Genomic DNA, 17,311 nt, shown 5'->3' with positions numbered 1-17,311 from the left:
TTCCTATCAAAAAGAGCTGCGCTCGTCTTATGTGGACGATCGCTTAACTCTTGTCTTAGAAAGATTTTGAAGAACGAAACATCAATCGATCGAGAGACACGGTATAAACTTGTTGTGTTCGATCGTATTTAACGCTATATGAAGTGGGATAGTAGGCACTCTTAGAATATGCTTCTGGAAGTTTGATAGCTTCGGTAAAATTTGGTTGTGTTTCTAACCAAGATTTGGTCAGCATCGGTTCTCCAAAGACTATTTCTCCGTTGTATGTTCCGTAGATGAACGTCTTAGTGAAGGGTAAACCCCGAAATTCTGACGATTTGCTGTCAACCCAATGCCTTCCTTCTCCAGGAGCAGGATTGGTAGGCTCTGGAATGTAATCTGTTGGGAGTGATTTCTTTAAGGGTGCCTTGTATACCTTAATCAAATCGTCCCCATTTGCCGTAATTTTCTTTCGTTCCTCAGCACCCAGCGAGTAGAAGTGAAAGTCAAAGTGAGGAGGATTATATACATCAAGCGGTTGATGCCCTTGCAGATTCCAAGTGATGACAACATAGCGAAATGCTGAAGCAGAAGCTTCTGGCGGTAGCGAAAGCTCGTATTCGCGGGGTGTTGCTGGTAGATTCGACAGTGCTTCCTTAGTAAAAGTAACGCCAATTGTGGAGGGATTTTTCTTAGCATCAAGCGTGATAAAGGAGCGAATAACTCCGTTACCTAGCTGTTCTGGCTTGCTGTAGATTTGAACGGCTTGCTTTAGCTTGGGTGCAGTGACGATATTGGTGGTTCTTAAGGTAAGAGCAGAAAAGAAATTGGCAATGCGATCGGTTAATTTTGGTAGGAATATAACGACTATAGTAGTAGCTACCAGTAGAGTAATAGCTTTTTTATTAGTAATGCTTTTAAAACGTGTATTAGTCATACAAAAGTGGTAATTAAGTTAATGGTCTTCGTCTTACTAACACCCATTACTCATTATTCTTATATCTACAGGTTCTCACAGGGAAATGAAATTAGCGTGAAATATTCGCGATCGTGTATTAGCTAAAACAGATATCACATGGAGATGAAATTTGGATGAAATTGCTGTATCTCTACAGTAAGAAATTCACTCCATACCATTAGAGAGACGCGAGCGCGTTTGCCACTTTCTAAAGTGAAGCTACAGAAGCATAATGACTGCTTCATTTTGTTTTTAAAGCTTTCGGAGGAAACTTATGACAACTGCTCAATCTCACCAATCCCAACTTGAAACTTGCATTCAAGCTTGTCTTGATTGCCTGCGCGAGTGTGAAAACTGTGCCACTGCCTGCTTAGATAGCGACATGGTACAAATGATGGCTCAATGTATCAAGCTGTGCCGCGATTGTGCTGATACTTGCGATATCTGCGCTCGTTTTATGTCCCGTAACTCCGACCTCCACGGTCAGTTATGCAGCGTTTGTGCCGAGGCTTGCGATCGCTGTGCGGCTGAGTGCGAAAAGCACGACCACGACCACTGCAAGCGTTGCGCTCAGTCCTGCCGCCGTTGCGCCGAGTCCTGCCGTCAAATGGCTACAGCTATGGCTGCGTAAAAACTGTCTTTGCCGTCTGCTCCTTGGATGGACAGACGCATTACCACGATCGCCAAAATCTGTCTCTAGTAGTACTCGATCGTCTTGATTCTCCAGCTAACTAGAGACTCTAAGCTCGATCGTGAAGTTAATACTTAAGTGCTAGGAGAGTTCTCATGCCGCATCAAGATTACCAATCAATTATAGATGCTGCCGTTCACTGCGCCTATGAATGCGAACACTGCGAAGATGCGTGTCTCGGTAGTATGCCAGAATGCGCTCGCGTCTGCCGCGATTGTGCAGATATTTGCTGGGCTTCTGCTGCTTACATTAGTCGTGGCTCGCGCTTTATTCCTCAAATCGTTCGCTCGTGTATCGAAATCTGCGAAGCATGTGCCACTGAATGCGAGAAGCACAAAGACAGCCCCCATTGTCAAAAATGCGCTCAAGCTTGTCGGCGTGCTGTTGAGGAATACCGCAAGGTTGCTAGCGTTGCAGGCATAGCTTAATTATCCAAAGGCAGAGAGGTAGAGCACGATTAGTACTGCCCAAATTGCTTCAAACGGCAAGATATTTTAGGGACAGTACTATCGCGTGCAATAACTGCGATCGCTACAGATTTTGAAACCGCATGTCTTTAACTTTTGCCACAATCTGTTGCGAACAGATCTACCTCACCGCTTGACTCTTTAGTCAACTGCACAAAATAGCTTTGACTTAAACCTATTCACACTAAAAAGTAGCAAAAGTACCAAACTTATCTGCGATTTGAATATCATTCAAAAATGAACAAAAACAAAAAGTTTGCTATCTACAGTCTTATTGCTTTACTGACAAGCACCTCTATTACAGCTTTTTCTCTCATCGACATAGCTAAAGCCCAAGAGCAGATTCAGGCGCAGATCCCTCGTTCGGCAGAGCGTAGGATGGACATGAGGACTGAAGTAGATAAGCCTTTTATCGAAATGATGATTCCTCACCATCAAAGCGCTAATGAAATGGCTCAAATGGCTCTCAGCCGAGCCAAAAGCCCAGAAGTTAAAAAGCTGGCTCAGTCCATTATCGAAGAGCAAACCCGTGAAATTGAGCAGATGCAAACTTGGTATAAACAGTGGTATGGCACTGAAGTACCTACTACTGAAATGAACATGGGAATGGATAGTGGGATGGACGAGTCAATGATGCAAGCCATGATGCAGATGGAGATGATGGATAGGGAAATGATGGAAGCGCTGGAAAATGCCCAGGATTTCGATCGAGAATTTCTCCGTCAAATGACTCGCCATCACCGAACGGCAACAATGATGGCTGGCTTGGTTGTTAACAGCGCCCAACACCGTGAAATTCGTAACTTAGCTCAAAACATTATTGAGAGTCAAAGTGCTGAAATTGCCCAAATGCAGCAGTTGCTCCAAGCAATGAACAACCGTAGTTAGCCTAATAAGCGCTCGGTTACTACGTTATTACTGGTTTTGAATAGGAGCTTGGTTTTGAGCTAATCAAGCTCCTACTTTTTGTCCTCACAAAAATTCTTTCTCCACCCTCTTGACTCTCCAGCCAACTGGAGATTGCAAGATGGAGTTAGTTAAACCAAAGGGGATTTGAACCATGACACTCCAATTAAAAGTTTCCAACATGGCTTGTTCAGCTTGTGGACAAACGATTACCAAGGCAATCAAAGCAATCGATCCTACAGCTATAGTTCAGACAGATCCGAAAACCAAGCAGGTTAATATCGAAACCCAGGTATCCCAAGCAGCCGTAAAGGAAGCCATTACCGCTGCGGGCTACTCAGTTGCATAGTTACAGTTGCATCTGCCAAGGAGTCAAAAATGGAAAACGCTAGCCTGAAACTAAGAGGCATGAGTTGTGCCTCCTGTGCGAATAATATTGAAGATGCCATCCGCTCTGTTCCTGGGGTGAGTGAGTGCAGCGTCAACTTTGGTGCAGAGCAAGCGACAGTCACCTATGATCCTAATAAAACTGGCGTAGCAGCAATTCAGGATGCAGTTGATGCGGCTGGCTATTCTGCTATAGCCATGCAAGACGACGTACTTGCTCCAGAAGATGATGCGGAACGGCGGGAACGACTAGCCGAGAACCAAAAATTAACACGAAAAGTTTGGATTAGCGGCATTGTCAGTGCCATTTTGGTAATTGGGTCACTGCCCGCTATGACAGGGTTACCCATCCCCTTCATCCCGATGTGGTTGCACAATCCCTGGCTACAACTTGTGCTAACGGCTCCGGTGTTGTTCTGGGCGGGTAGCTCCTTCTTCATTAGCGCCTGGAAAGCCCTCAAGCGCCATACAGCCACGATGGACACGTTGGTGGCGATCGGTACGGGTGCAGCTTACTTATATTCCCTGTTCCCTACCTTCTTTCCTGGGTGGTTTATCGCGCAAGGACTCCAACCGGATGTTTATTACGAAGCTGCTGCGGTCATCATTACTTTAATCTTGCTGGGACGACTCCTAGAGAACCGTGCTAAGGGACAAACCTCAGAAGCAATTCGCAAGCTGATGGGGTTGCAGGCAAAAACGGCGCGGGTAATTCGCAATGGAAAAGAAATTGACGTTCCCATTGCCGAAGTGGTTTTAGGCGATATCGTCTTGGTACGTCCTGGGGAAAAGATTCCCGTTGATGGAGAGATCGTAGACGGTGCTTCTACGATTGATGAGTCGATGGTGACAGGTGAAAGCTTGCCTGTGAAAAAGCAGTCTGGTGATGAGGTGATTGGCGCGACGATCAACAAAACTGGAAGCTTTAAGTTTAAAGCAACAAGAGTTGGTAAGGATACATTTTTGGCGCAAATTGTCAAGCTGGTACAGCAAGCCCAAGGTTCCAAAGCACCAATTCAGCGATTGGCAGACCGAGTGACGGGGTGGTTCGTGCCTGCGGTCATTGCGATCGCCATTCTCACCTTTATCATCTGGTTCAACGTCATGGGCAACGTGACGATGGCGTTGATTACCACTGTTGGCGTGCTGATTATTGCTTGTCCTTGTGCTTTGGGTTTGGCTACACCAACTTCGATTATGGTGGGGACGGGGAAAGGTGCAGAAAACGGCATTCTAATTAAAGGTGCAGAAAGTTTGGAGCTAGCGCACAAACTGCAAGCAATCGTTCTCGACAAGACAGGTACGATTACGCAAGGTAAACCAACTGTCACTGACTTCGTGACGGTTAACGGTACGGCAAATAGAAACGAGTTAAAACTGTTGCGCCTAGCGGCATCGGTCGAGCGCAATTCCGAGCATCCCTTAGCTGAAGCCATCGTGCAATATGCTCGTTCGCAGGGTGTGGAACCGACCGAAACACGAGAGTTTGAAGCAATTGCAGGTAGCGGCGTGCAAGGATATGTATCTGACCGACTAATCCAAATTGGTACGTACCGTTGGATGAATGAATTGGGCATCAATACCAGCCAATTGCAACAACAGTGGGATCGATTGGAGTATTTGGGGAAAACGGTCGTTTGGATTGCGATCGATGGCACTGTCCAAGCAATTATGGGAATTTCCGATGCGGTCAAACCATCTTCGACTGGGGCAATCCGCACGCTGCAACGAATGGGATTAGAAGTGGTGATGCTGACAGGCGACAACCGCCGCACAGCTGAAGTTATTGCCCGTGAAGTGGGGATTAAGCGAGTCTTTGCTGAAGTTCGTCCCGACCAAAAAGCTACTCAAGTGCAGAATCTTCAAGCAGAAGGTAAGGTTGTGGCGATGGTGGGGGATGGGATTAACGATGCACCAGCCTTGGCGCAAGCGGATGTCGGAATTGCAATTGGTACGGGGACGGATGTGGCGATCGCCGCTAGCGACCTGACGCTAATTTCTGGCGACTTACAAGGCATTGTGACGGCGATTCAGCTCTCGCGTGCCACGATTCGTAACATCAGACAAAATCTGTTCTTTGCTTTCATCTACAACGTAGCTGGCATCCCAATTGCCGCAGGGATTCTCTTTCCCATCTTCGGCTGGTTGCTCAGTCCGATTATTGCAGGTGCGGCAATGGCATTTAGTTCTGTCTCTGTAGTAACAAATGCACTGCGTTTGCGTAACTTCCACCCAAAAACGAGTTGAAAAGCGACCGATATGCCAGGAGAAGTAACAATGCTCAAGAAAGTGACGTTTTTCGTTATATTAGCAGGATTTGGATTTCTATTGGGAGCAATTTCAGGAGCAATAACACAGGAGGTTTTCCAATGGTGAATAAGAGTGCGATTACAAGTGCGATCGCGAGTTTGGGATTGGCTTTAGGAATTGCTTCGGGTTCAGCAGTGGCACAAATGCCGCACGAAGGAATGCAACGCTCCGAATCAGAACGCACCAGTCAGTTTGAGCGTATCAAACAACCTCTATGGTTAAAAGGTGCGGTTACGGTTGGTGGCTTAGGATTAATTGGGCTAGAGCTATGGTGGTTCTTGCTGGGCAAGCCTAAATCTCGTCAGGCAACTACTCAAGCAGGAATTCAAGAAATTACAGTTACAGTAGATGGCGGTTACGAACCCAGCCGAGTTGTAGTGAGTGCAGGTCAACCAGTGCGGCTCAACTTCTACCGTAAAGACCCTAGCAGCTGCCTTGAAGAAGTCCGTTTTCCTGACTTTCATATTGCCCAGGAACTACCTTTGAACAAAGTTACGCCGATTGAGTTCACGCCCGACAAACCTGGTAAATACGAGTTTACCTGCGGCATGAATATGTTTCGAGGCGCGATCGAAGTTCAAGCAGCCGATTCTACGATCGCAGTACAGCCATCCAGTGTTGCCAACAACGGGAAAGCATCTGCCCTTCACTGAGCCGATCTACATCATTGTTCATCAATCAATGTCGCCTATCCTCTTGCCTCTCCAGTCAACTAGAGAGTTTAGGATAGAGGTGACTGAGTTTACGAGACTATGAGTTGAATATGTTAGTTCAAGAACAGACAAAATTAATTGGTTCAGTTGCTAAGAAAAGTGGCGTACCAATTAAAACAATTCGCTACTATGAAGAGTTAGGTCTACTCAAAACAACGGGGAGAACGGAAGGTGGATTTAGAATATTCAGTTCTGATGTTTTAGCTCGGTTAAACTTTATTAAACGAGCGCAGAGACTGGGGTTAAGTCTAGCAGAAATTAAAGATTTTTTAGAAATTCACGATCGCGGCGAGTTACCTTGCGAACATGTCCAAATAAAATTGTCAGATAAGATTTCCCAAATCGAGCAACAAATTCAGCAGCTACAGATTCTCAAACTAGAGTTAAAAGGGTTACTCTCTGGTTGGGAGACAATACCAGAAAATCCCGAACAGACAATTTGCCCTATTATTGAAGGTGCGTAAACAAGCTTCTGCTCGCCACGAGTCTGCTGGCACTGCTATCAGAGATTTGCTTAGTAAAGGAACAAAAAACGACGTTAAGACTGAAAAGCAAATGGAGGATGCGATTGCCTCTTGCGATCGGAAGTCCTTACATCTTCCAAATTAATGCTACTAAGCGTATTATCATACGTATTTCGGGTTGTTAGCTACTGATAAGGAGTATTATTAGAAGTCTCAGCCGATCGCTTTTCTCTTAATGAAGTTTATTGTTTTACTGTAAAAACGCCATCGATCGTGAAATTATGAGCAAGTCACCTCGACTAGGAAACATTAGCCCGATTATTCCGGCGGGTAATGATATGGAAAAGGCGATAGCTTTCTATGAAGACCAGCTTGGCTTCATAACAATCCATAAAGAAGGCGATCCCGTGACAATGGCTATTGTCAAACGTGACTCGGCAGAGATATTCCTTCAAAAGAACGACGATCGGCACCTGGCAGAATGGACTACGTTTCGCATCCACGTCGAACACGTTGAGCAACTTTATGAGGAGCTTCAGGCAAAGGGCAGCGAGATGATTCATCCGAATGGCAAGCTTGAGATGAAGCCTTGGGGAACAAGAGAGTTTGCAATCCTAGACTCGGCAGGTATCTGTATCACCTTCTACGAATTCTCAAACTGAACGTGACAAGTGTATGGGCTTAGCGACAAAATTTGTTCTGTCACTACGAAAACCCCTATCAAATTTTCTTGTTTCTCTAGTTCGCCACTAAAGCTTAGTACGATTTGAGTTATAAAATACTCCAAAACTTAGTATTTCAAAGGTTTTAGACATATTCTCGCTCTTCTTTATTTCACTGGCGACCGCTCTGCCAGTTTACTACGTCAACCTTAAAAACTGTGCTGAAAAAGCAATAAACACAGTCTGAGGCTCGGTTATTAGCCGCTTCTAAGTTTACCACTAACATCTTTGTAAATGTAGTTTTTACATTTAGTGCTTCTTTCAATTAAGCACTATCTATTTCATGCTTCAAATCTTCACCATCAGTTAGCTCTATTTTGGTTTACCCCCTTGACTCTCCAGTTAGCTAGAGAATTTAAATTAGTTTTAGTTCTAATGAGGAAAAGAAATGACTAAGATTGGTTTATTTTTTGGAACTCAAACCAGCAACACGCAAACTGCGGCAGAAATAATTCAGAAAGAGTTTGGCGGAGATAGTGTTGTTGACTTAAATGACATTTCCAAGGCTGAAGCAAGTGATTTTGAAGGCTATAACTATATCATCATCGGTTGCCCTACCTGGAATGTTGGCGAGCTGCAAAGCGATTGGGAAAATTTTTACGATGAGCTTGACAACATCGACTTCACGAGTAAGAAAGTAGCTTATTTTGGTGAAGGCGACCAAGTAGGCTATCCCGACACTTTCCAAGATGCTATGGGTATGTTAGAAGAAAAAATTACAGAACAAGGTGGCGAAACAGTTGGCTATTGGTCTACAGATGGTTACGAATTTACTGATTCTAAAGCCTTGCGCGATGGCAAGTTTGTCGGTCTGGCATTAGATGAAGATAATCAATCAGACTTAACAGATGAGCGCATCAAAACTTGGGTGAGTCAACTGAAGCAAGAGATTGGTGAGGCGATCGCAGGTAGCTCGCCAAACTAAGAAGCATTGAACGATGCGCCAGGTTGACTAACCTCAGCCAGGAAAAGTCCTCGTATTTTCAGGTGTGTTGGCGAAAGATGGCGCACCAATTCTTCCTCGCAAAGCCAATCCTCCCCTACTTCACAAGCCGCGATCGCCCTCATTCATCGAGATGTAAACCATGTTCGTCGATCTCTTCATCAAGCGACCCGTCTTCGCTATTGTCTGCGCCATCGTCATCTTGCTAGTCGGACTGATTAGCCTGACTACATTACCCGTAGCACTGTTTCCCAACATCAGCCCCACACAAATCGTCGTCAGGGCAAACTACGTGGGCGCAAGTGCCACAGTCGTAGAAGAAACAGTAACAAATGTATTGGAACGGGAAATTAATGGCGTTGAGGGCATGAGGTACATGGTTTCAACCAGCAGCAACGACGGTAGTAGCAACATCACCGTGACATTTAGACTAGGATACAATCCCGATACCGCATTGGTGAACGTTCTCAATCGCGTCTCTGTCGCCGAACCGCGACTACCAGACGTGGTACAACAAACGGGAGTCTCCGTCAGCAAACAATCGAGTGCAGCCATTTTGGGCATCGCCGTTTACAGCCAAGAGTCAGACAAATACGACGAGAACTTCATCAGCAACTACATGGATCTCTACGTCCTAGATACTCTAGAAAGAGTCGAGGGCGTGAGTAACGTTGCTCGGTTCGGCGAACGCCGCTATGCCATGCGACTGTGGCTGAACCCGACTCAGATGGCAAGTCGCGGCTTGACTACCCAAGACGTGGTAGATGCGCTCGACGAGCAGAATATCCAGTTGGGAGTCGGACGTATTGGGCAACCGCCTGTTCCTAACGAGCAGCTATATCAAATTGACGTACAGGCTCAAGGTCGGTTGAAAAAAGCAACCGAGTTTGAGAATTTGGTGTTGAAAACGGGTGCAGATGGTACGCTGGTCAAGCTCAAAGATGTGGGGCGAGCAGAATTAGGAGCCGAAGATTATAGCTCTACAGCTAGCTACAGCAAGCGTAAGGCAGTGGGCTATCAAATCTTTCAGCTACCTGACAGTAATGCTTTGAGTGTTGCCAATGGAGTTAAAGCTGAATTGGCGCGACTGGCAAAGAATTTTCCCCCAGGGATTGTCTATGAAATTCCTTACGATGGCACTAAGTTTGTCGAAGAGTCGCGTCAAGAGGTAGTGAATACGTTGTGGGAATCGATCGCCCTGGTCGTGCTGGTGATTTTCGTGTTCTTACAAGACTGGCGTGCTAGCCTGATTGCCGCGATCGCGATTCCGGTTTCCTTAATCGGCACTTTTGCCTTTGTGAAAGTTTTCAATTTCTCCCTCAACAGCCTAACATTGTTTGGCATTATTCTGGGCACTGGCATGGTCGTCGATGATGCCATTGTCATTGTCGAAGATATTGCGCGGTTGATGAAAGAAAAAGGGCTAAGTCCACTGCGAGCTGCATCAGAGGCAATGCACGAACTATTTGGAGCCGTGATTGCAACTTCGCTCGTACTCATGGCAGTCTTCGTTCCAGTGGCTTTCTTTCCAGGTTCTACCGGACAACTCTACCAACAGTTTGCCCTGACCATTGCCTTTGCGACAGGCGTTTCTACCTTCAATGCCATCACGCTCACGCCAGCGCTTTCTGCCTTGCTATTGAGCCAACAGCCGAGATATCCAAGGAGCTTGGGCTGGATTTTTACTCGGTTGAATCGGTTTCTAGAATGGGTGCGCCGAAGATATCAGCAGATGCTCCACTTCCTCATACGCATCAAAATAGTCTTAGTTGCGGCGTTCGTTGCTTCATTATTTCTCACGGCTTGGCTTTACCTGCGCACGCCGCAAGCCTTTCTTCCCGATGAAGACCAAGGCTATTTTATCAACTTGATTCAGGGACCGGATGGCACTTCGCTCAATTACACCAGTCAAGTTATCGAGCAAGCTGAAACTATACTGCTGCAAAATCCTGAAGTTGCCGGAACGTTTGCTTTGGGTGGTTTTGGCTTTACAGGTAACACTGCTAACCAAGGTTTGATTTTAACACCGCTTAAGCCTTGGGGCGATCGCCAACAATCTTACCAGTCGGCTCAAGCGGCGATCGCTCAAGTCCAAAAACCCCTTGCTTCAATTCTGGAAGCAACCGTACTTCCCGTAAATCCTCCGGCGATTCAAGGTTTAGGTAGTATAGGCGGTTTTGTCTTTCAGTTGCAAGATCGGAGTAATAACAACGAGATCGATACCCTCGTACAAACGATGGGTAAGTTGTTAGAGCGTGCTAACCAGACACCAGAATTACAAAGGGTATTCAGTACCTATACGGGGTAAAAGTAGCGAAGAGAGAATTTGCCGCCATGCTTTGGCTGAAACGATTAGTGGATAAGGATTTCAGATTTATTTCTCCGAGGATGATTTCTTTGGTGACTGTCTGTGGCGTTTGACAATATCATTGACAGTTGTCTTGCTGAGGTTGAGTTTGTCGGCAATTTTGCGGTAAGAATACCCGTCATTAACCATCTGCAAAACTTTGGGTGCCAACTTATCTGCTTTCACACGTTGTCCTGGTTGCCTGCCAAACTTTTGACCTCGCGCTTTAGCCGCCGCTACCCCCGAACGCACCCTTTCTCGCAGCAAATCTCGTTCAAATTCAGCCAAAGATGCCATAAGATGGGCGATTAACCTGCCTTGTGGTGTATTCAGATCGAATTGCAATCCGGTTTGAGCAATTAAGGAAATATGCCAACTATGGAGTGACTGCAACGTCTCAATCAGGTCAATGGTGCTACGTCCCCACCGGGTCATCTCTGTCACCAAAATCGCATCAATGCTATGACTTTGCGCTAACGCCATAATCTTTTGTCGCTCACAGCGGTTGTGTTTAATTCCAGAGGCTGTTTCCTTCCAAACACCAACCACCTCAAAGCCACAAACAGCAGCATACTCTAATAAGTCCCGTTCTTGCCGCGTACAGGACTGGTCAGTTGTAGAAACCCGACAATAAATGGCAACTCTTTGTACCAATTAAACCCTCTGAATTTTTTCGGTCTCAAACCTGTACTGCGCCGTTCAAATTTAGTGTACCAAATAACTTACACTTTAGCTGATACGATAATTAGATAAACTTTTGTTTCATATGGCTAGAGTGAGGAGCGGTAAGAATTGAAACGTCAATGGGATGCAGAAGAACTGGTAGAAAATTTTACCCTCCTGCCATCCGAAATGGCACTGCTGTTAAACAAAAGTGAGGAAAATCGCCTAGGCTTTGCTGTGCTACTGAAATTCTTCCAGATGGAAGCAAAATTCCCCCGCACCAAACAGGAAGTTCCCAAACAGATTGTTTCTTACATTGCGAGACTTCTCTCCGTTTCGCCAAAACAATATGCTGAATACTCGTTTAATGGACGCACTATTGAACGTCATCGTGCTGAAATCCGGGAGTTCTTTGGTTTTCGAGAATTTAACCCACAAGACAAAAAAGAACTGATTGTTTGGTTGTGTGAATTTGTTTTAGCATACGACCGTCAAGTCTCCTCATTAGAAGCAGCAGTGTATCAACGTTTACGGGAGTTAAAGTTAGAACCACCAATACCCGAAGCAGTGGAACGGCTGATTCGGTCTGCGAGCGTCACTACAGAAAAAGAATTCTGTGCTGGCATCTTCAAGCAAATTGAATCAGGAACGCTGACCAAAATGGATGCCCTTCTCAATACTCAAGATGCTCTAGATGATGACCAGAGCCAATTTAAACAGTCGGTCTTCAATTTCCTCAAAACAGACCCCGGTCGTACCAGTCTCAAGAGTATCTTCAAAGAAGTCTCCAAACTTGAATGTATCCGGGATTTGGGACTACCAACCAAACTGTTTGCTCATGTTCCCCCCAAAATTATTACTCACTACCGTCGGCGGGCAAGTGCAGAGACACCCCGCGAACTGCGTCGTCATCCGGCGAAAATTCGCTACACATTGGTTGCCGCTTTCTGTTGGCAACGCAACCAGGAGATTACCGACAGTTTGGTGGAGTTGCTCATTCAAATTATCCACCGCATTTATGTTAATGCCGAACGGCGGGTGGATCAACAACTCATTGAGGAATTTAAACGGGTGGATGGTAAGCCACGCTTGTTATTTGAAATTGCTCAAGCTTCACTCGAACGTCCTGAAGAACCTGTTAAGGATGTTGTTTACCCAGTAGTTGGCCCGAAAACACTACAAGCAGTAGTCAAAGAATATAAATCTAACAGTCCTACATATGAGGAAAAAGTTTACACAGTGATGCGTTCATCATATCTGCATCACTATCGGCGCATGGTTCCTCAACTGCTATCCACACTGGAGTTTCGCTCTAACAACGATATGCACCGCCCAGTAATTTCTGCTTTGTCATTGCTTAGAAGATACCAAGACAGCAATCAGCGATACTATGCAATCGGTGAGGAATTGTTCATCAATGGTGTTCTCTCCAAGGAGCAACGCCACCTGATTTTAGAAGAGGACAAGGATGGGCAGGAACGGGTAAATCGAGTCAATTATGAAATATGCGTGCTACAGGCACTACGAGATAAGCTGCGCTCGAAGGAAATTTGGGTAGTTGGGGCTAAACGCTACTGTAACCCAGAAGAAGACTTGCCCCAAGACTTTGAAGTACATCGAGAAACCTACTACAAGGCTTTAGGACAACCATTAGACGCGCTCACTTTTATCAGCCAACTCCAACAGGAAATGACCCAGGCTTTAACAATGCTGGATAGAGCAATGCCAAGCAATACTAAAGTCAAGATTCAAAAGAAGAAAAATGGCTGGATTAGCGTTGCTCCTCTAGAAGCACAGCCAGAACCACTCAATATCTTGCAACTTAAGCGTGAGATAGAAAGACGCTGGCCCCTTACCAGTTTGCTGGATATGTTGAAAGAAGCTGACTTGCGGATTGGTTTTACTAATCATTTCAAGAATACGGGTGTGCGCTCTAACCTAGACCGAGAAACCCTGCAACGACGACTATTGTTATGTTTGTATGGATTGGGTAGCAATACCGGACTCAAGCGTATGTGTGGGGGAATTAATAGTGACTTAGAGTACGACCTGCGTTATGTCAAAAAGCACTACATTCACCGAGAACACTTGCGTAATGCTATTGCAGAAGTTGTAAATGCTGCTTTTAATGTTCGTAAGGTAGCAATTTGGGGAGAAGGTACAACAGCGTGTGCTAGTGATTCCAAAAAGTTTGGCTCGTGGGATCAAAATTTGATGACAGAATGGCACATCCGCTACGGAGGTCGGGGGTGATGATCTATTGGCACGTTGAGAAAAAATCTGCCTGCATCTACTCTCAACTTAAGACTTGTTCCTCCAGTGAGGTGGCAGCAATGATTGAAGGCCTCTTACGTCATTGCACTGATATGAAGGTAAAGAAAAACTATGTAGACACTCACGGTCAAAATGAAATTGCCTTTGGCTTCTGCCGTTTACTGGGCTTTGAGTTGATGCCTCGGATCAAGCGCATCGGCTCCCAAAAGTTATATCTACCAAGTGCTGGGCAAAAACAAGATTTTCCTAACTTGCAACTTGTACTTACTAAAGCAATTGATTGGGAACTGATCGCAACTCAGTATGACCAGATGATTAAATACACTACTGCTTTACGTTTGGGAACGGCGGAAGCAGACACGATTTTGAAACGTTTTAGCCGTTCTTCTCCTCAACATCCGACACAAAAAGCACTTTCTGAGCTAGGGAGAGCGGTTAAAACCATCTTTCTCTGTCACTACCTCAACTCTGAAGCATTACGGCGTGAGATTAATGAAGGGCTGAATGTGGTGGAAAACTGGAATAGTGCTAATGGTTTTATTTTTTATGGCAAAAACAGTGAAATTGCTAGCAACCGCCTGGATGAACAAGAATTATCGGTTTTGTGCTTGCACCTGCTGCAAATCAGCCTTGTTTACATCAATACCCTGATGATTCAAAGGGTTTTGGCAGAAGCTAATTGGATGAAGCAGATGAGAAAAGAAGATTTCCGGGCGTTATCACCGTTGATTTGGGTACATGTTAACCCTTACGGCACTTTTCGACTGGATATGAACGAGCGATTACAAATTGATGCTGTGCTTCCTTGAGTTTTTTTCTGAAACCTAATCTGGGTAAGTTTTTCAGCCGTTGCGTGGCGGCAAATTAGCTCTTCGCTACTTTTACCCCTACAAGTGCCGATTGACGAGATCTACGGCACGCTACAAATTTTTCTCGGTTCGCGCTACGTCAATGATTTTGAAGCATTTCGACAGACTTACCGAGTTTACGTCCAGGCAGATACGCCGTTTCGGTCTAACCCCAAGAATATTGGTCAACTGTACGTGCGATCGCAAACGGGTGAAATGATTCCCCTGAGCAATCTCGTCAGCGTTACGTCTACTACGGGACCGCAAACAATTAATCACTACAACCGATTGCGCTCGATTGAAATTAATGGTACGTCAGCTCCTGGCTTCAGTTCCACTCAAGCTATCGAAGCAATGGAAAAACTAGCTGCTGAGGTACTACCAGCGAGTATGGGATACGAATGGTCGGGAATTTCTTTAGTAATTGTTCACGGGGTAGCAGCATCAACAGGTAGCAGGGATGGGGTAGATCGACCCTGCCGAGCAGCACGACACGCCTCGACCAGATAATCTAAAACCGGACGGTTTTGAGCGCGCAAAGTGGTCACAACTGTCAGTATTCTGGAAACAAACAAACTACCCGCCTCACTTTGAGAACCAAAGCTATTTTTGCGCCACAAAACTGCCGGACGCAGTGCCCGTTCTGCCGCATTATTGGTCGGTTCAACACCCTCCGCTGTGACAAACGTCCACAGTGCCGATTCGACTTTCAACAGTTGCTGGCAGGTGCGTACTGTCTTTGCCAACGGGGTTTTTTCATCTTTGGCAATTGCATAGCTTGCCCCTTCAACCAGTAAGGTATGCACGCGTTGCCGAATGGGAGTGACAACCGAGACAAATTCACGGCGACTGAGTGTGCCATCTCGGACTCGATACCAAAGTTCAAACAACAACCGCTGCTGTTCTAATAAGGCATTGCCCAACTCCCCAGAAACTCCAGTTCGTTCAGCAATGCGAGTAAAATCTCGTTTGAGATGTGCCCAGCACAGTTGCCGTCTTTGTAGTTCCAATTTGGTGTAAGCACTAAAGCGGTCACTGCCAATAATGCCTGTGAAGGTGTCTCCCAACAACTGTTGACACACTGCTCCACAGCGACTCAGACAAACCGCAAAATAGCTCACCAATGGTGTCACCATCACCCACAACCAGCCTTTACTACCCTTGGGATTCTTGCCGTCCGTGTTGCCTTGGTCAAAGCTGGTTTCATCTATGTTCACCTGCGCCCACGCCTGCACATACGCGTGTGCCTGCGAGACTGCTGCTGCCACTGATGCGCTACTTTCTTGCCGCAGTTGATTGATACTCCCCACGGATAGCTCAATCCCGAACAACTCCCGCAAGAGTTCCTGCACCATCCGATGCGATTGTCGATACTGCCCACTTAACACGCCCACATGGGCAACAACTCGCTCCCCATACCGACTCCCATTCAGGATCGCCTCATCCCACGCTCGCGTTGCCGTACCACAGCACTCACACGTTAAGGCATGAAATCGATGCTCATGCACAATTGGCATCACCGGAGGAATCTCCACGAGCTGTACCCGATAGGGCTCGGGGTCACTGCCTTGCAATGCCGCACCGCATTCAATGCACCGTTCTGGGTAATAGTCCTCAAGCAGTTGACATTGCTCTACTGGATACAGCTTAGGGTCGTGTCCCTCATGCCCAAATTGTGCCCCTCGCTTCCCTTTGGGCTTTTTCTCTTTTGCCTTGAATCCTTTGCTCACATCCTGCGATGGCGGCTTCGATGAGTTCTGGCTATTCTGCTTCACCTGCTCTCGCAACAGTGCGTTTTCTGCTTTCAGTTCTTCGTATTGTCGCTCTAGTTGCTCGATGCCTCCCAACAATCTCCGCACTAGCCGCTTGACACTTTCCGGCGTCTGCGCCCAGTCCGCTTCGCTGATTTCATCCAGTCGGTTGGGAACGTTTTGACTCATCTTGTCACCTTAGCAGCAACCTGCTGGTTTCTCAATTACAATTTGTCAACCCCTTGAACGGTTACTTTCTTTAGAAGAGATCGAGTCAGGCGGTCAAGCTCCCATCATTTTTGCTTTCGGTCTGCTGTTTGTCTTTTTGGTATTGGCTGCTCAATACAATAACTTCATCGATCCCTTGACGATTATGTTATCCGTGCCTTTGGCAATCTTAGGGGCACTGCTCGCTCAGTCAATGCGCGGTTTGTACAACGATATTTACTGCCAAGTTGGGTTAGTGATGCTGATTGGCTTGGCAAGTAAGAATGCCATTTTAATCGTGGAATTTGCCAATCAACTGCACGAGCAGGGACTTTCAGTTACCAAAGCAGCCGTGCAAGCTTCTCAAGAACGCTTGCGACCGATTTTGATGACGGCTATTTCAACCCTACTCGGAACTTACCCGTTGGTAGTTGCTACGGGTGCTAGTTCAGCCAGTCGTCAATCGCTCGGTACGGCAGTTTTCGGAGGAATGCTAGTTGCTACATTTTTGAGTTTGTTTGTCGTACCGATTTTATATATCGCGATCGGTTCTGTTCGCTTGCAGTTATCTCGTTCTCGGAAAGCTTCGTATTTAGACAATAAACAAGTTTAATGGTTCAAGTTCAGGCTGGAAAATCTCTTGACTCTCTAGCCATCAGGAGAATTTAGGATTAGTTGACT

The 17,311-nt window shown here is 46.0% G+C and carries 12 protein-coding genes and 4 pseudogenes; 13 read left to right on the top strand and 3 right to left on the bottom strand.

Annotation, left to right across the window (positions count from 1 at the left end; genetic code table 11):
- Positions 1–55: 55 nt before the first annotated feature.
- Positions 56–916 carry a DUF5602 domain-containing protein gene (locus M5J74_RS30600; RefSeq protein WP_250017312.1) on the bottom strand — a complete coding sequence of 287 codons (861 nt, stop codon included), beginning with the start codon at positions 914–916 and terminating at the stop codon, positions 56–58.
- Between the two features lie 295 nt (positions 917–1,211).
- Between M5J74_RS30600 and M5J74_RS30595 the strand changes: the two genes are divergently transcribed.
- The 10 genes and pseudogenes from M5J74_RS30595 to M5J74_RS30550 form a co-directional block, all read left to right on the top strand.
- Positions 1,212–1,568: a four-helix bundle copper-binding protein gene (locus tag M5J74_RS30595; RefSeq protein ID WP_250017311.1), complete on the top strand. Its 357-nt coding sequence runs from the start codon at positions 1,212–1,214 to the stop codon at positions 1,566–1,568.
- A gap of 155 nt (positions 1,569–1,723) precedes the next feature.
- Positions 1,724–2,056 (top strand): four-helix bundle copper-binding protein, encoded by a 333-nt coding sequence (locus M5J74_RS30590; RefSeq protein ID WP_250017309.1) that lies wholly within the window; start codon positions 1,724–1,726, stop codon positions 2,054–2,056.
- A 276-nt stretch (positions 2,057–2,332) separates the two neighbouring features.
- Complete coding sequence (locus M5J74_RS30585) at positions 2,333–2,983, top strand: DUF305 domain-containing protein (RefSeq protein WP_250017308.1); 651 nt, start codon at positions 2,333–2,335, stop codon at positions 2,981–2,983.
- 172 nt (positions 2,984–3,155) lie between these two features.
- Positions 3,156–3,350, top strand: a complete 195-nt coding sequence (locus M5J74_RS30580; RefSeq protein WP_250017307.1) for a heavy-metal-associated domain-containing protein — start codon at positions 3,156–3,158, stop codon at positions 3,348–3,350.
- Between the two features lie 29 nt (positions 3,351–3,379).
- Positions 3,380–5,635, top strand: a complete 2,256-nt coding sequence (locus tag M5J74_RS30575; RefSeq protein WP_250017306.1) for a heavy metal translocating P-type ATPase — start codon at positions 3,380–3,382, stop codon at positions 5,633–5,635.
- A 122-nt stretch (positions 5,636–5,757) separates the two neighbouring features.
- A complete protein-coding gene (locus M5J74_RS30570) occupies positions 5,758–6,351 on the top strand; it encodes a cupredoxin domain-containing protein (protein ID WP_250017305.1) in 594 nt (197 codons plus the stop codon).
- Between the two features lie 110 nt (positions 6,352–6,461).
- Positions 6,462–6,875, top strand: coding sequence for a heavy metal-responsive transcriptional regulator (locus M5J74_RS30565; protein ID WP_250017304.1), 414 nt, complete (start codon positions 6,462–6,464; stop codon positions 6,873–6,875).
- A 281-nt stretch (positions 6,876–7,156) separates the two neighbouring features.
- On the top strand, positions 7,157–7,537 hold the full coding sequence (locus M5J74_RS30560; protein WP_250017303.1) for a VOC family protein: 381 nt from the start codon (positions 7,157–7,159) through the stop codon (positions 7,535–7,537).
- A 448-nt stretch (positions 7,538–7,985) separates the two neighbouring features.
- Positions 7,986–8,522 (top strand): flavodoxin FldA, encoded by a 537-nt coding sequence (gene fldA / locus M5J74_RS30555; RefSeq protein ID WP_250017302.1) that lies wholly within the window; start codon positions 7,986–7,988, stop codon positions 8,520–8,522.
- Between the two features lie 160 nt (positions 8,523–8,682).
- A pseudogene (locus M5J74_RS30550) lies at positions 8,683–10,842 on the top strand (efflux RND transporter permease subunit); the annotation flags it as partial.
- Positions 10,843–10,914: 72 nt separating this feature from the next.
- On the opposite strand, the gene M5J74_RS30545 reads toward M5J74_RS30550, so the two are convergent.
- Positions 10,915–11,541, bottom strand: coding sequence for a recombinase family protein (locus M5J74_RS30545; protein WP_015155286.1), 627 nt, complete (start codon positions 11,539–11,541; stop codon positions 10,915–10,917).
- 138 nt (positions 11,542–11,679) lie between these two features.
- Between M5J74_RS30545 and M5J74_RS30540 the strand changes: the two are divergent.
- Positions 11,680–14,633 (top strand): annotated as a pseudogene (locus M5J74_RS30540) (Tn3 family transposase).
- Between the two features lie 78 nt (positions 14,634–14,711).
- Positions 14,712–15,092, top strand: a pseudogene (locus tag M5J74_RS30535) (efflux RND transporter permease subunit); the annotation flags it as partial.
- Positions 15,093–15,100: 8 nt separating this feature from the next.
- On the opposite strand, the gene M5J74_RS30530 reads toward M5J74_RS30535, so the two are convergent.
- Entirely contained in the window at positions 15,101–16,612 is a 1,512-nt protein-coding gene (locus M5J74_RS30530; RefSeq protein WP_250013550.1) for an IS66 family transposase, read from the bottom strand.
- A gap of 64 nt (positions 16,613–16,676) precedes the next feature.
- Between M5J74_RS30530 and M5J74_RS30525 the strand changes: the two are divergent.
- Positions 16,677–17,243: pseudogene (locus M5J74_RS30525) on the top strand (efflux RND transporter permease subunit); the annotation flags it as partial.
- Between the last annotated feature and the right edge of the window lie 68 nt (positions 17,244–17,311).

Origin of the sequence: Chroococcidiopsis sp. CCNUC1 (assembly GCF_023546805.1) — a bacterium.
GTDB classification, from domain to species: domain Bacteria; phylum Cyanobacteriota; class Cyanobacteriia; order Cyanobacteriales; family Chroococcidiopsidaceae; genus Chroococcidiopsis; species Chroococcidiopsis thermalis.
The sequence above is the reverse complement of the archived record's forward strand: the minus strand, read 5'-3'. Positions and strand labels throughout refer to the sequence as shown.

What these genes read in the sequence shown, in the direction of transcription:
- M5J74_RS30600 (WP_250017312.1), bottom strand. Translation starts at nt 916, where the DNA reads ATGACTAATACACGTTTTAAAAGCATTACTAATAAAAAAGCTATTACT.
- M5J74_RS30595 (WP_250017311.1), top strand. Translation starts at nt 1,212, where the DNA reads ATGACAACTGCTCAATCTCACCAATCCCAACTTGAAACTTGCATTCAA.
- M5J74_RS30590 (WP_250017309.1), top strand. Translation starts at nt 1,724, where the DNA reads ATGCCGCATCAAGATTACCAATCAATTATAGATGCTGCCGTTCACTGC.
- M5J74_RS30585 (WP_250017308.1), top strand. Translation starts at nt 2,333, where the DNA reads ATGAACAAAAACAAAAAGTTTGCTATCTACAGTCTTATTGCTTTACTG.
- M5J74_RS30580 (WP_250017307.1), top strand. Translation starts at nt 3,156, where the DNA reads ATGACACTCCAATTAAAAGTTTCCAACATGGCTTGTTCAGCTTGTGGA.
- M5J74_RS30575 (WP_250017306.1), top strand. Translation starts at nt 3,380, where the DNA reads ATGGAAAACGCTAGCCTGAAACTAAGAGGCATGAGTTGTGCCTCCTGT.
- M5J74_RS30570 (WP_250017305.1), top strand. Translation starts at nt 5,758, where the DNA reads ATGGTGAATAAGAGTGCGATTACAAGTGCGATCGCGAGTTTGGGATTG.
- M5J74_RS30565 (WP_250017304.1), top strand. Translation starts at nt 6,462, where the DNA reads ATGTTAGTTCAAGAACAGACAAAATTAATTGGTTCAGTTGCTAAGAAA.
- M5J74_RS30560 (WP_250017303.1), top strand. Translation starts at nt 7,157, where the DNA reads ATGAGCAAGTCACCTCGACTAGGAAACATTAGCCCGATTATTCCGGCG.
- fldA (WP_250017302.1), top strand. Translation starts at nt 7,986, where the DNA reads ATGACTAAGATTGGTTTATTTTTTGGAACTCAAACCAGCAACACGCAA.
- M5J74_RS30530 (WP_250013550.1), bottom strand. Translation starts at nt 16,612, where the DNA reads ATGAGTCAAAACGTTCCCAACCGACTGGATGAAATCAGCGAAGCGGAC.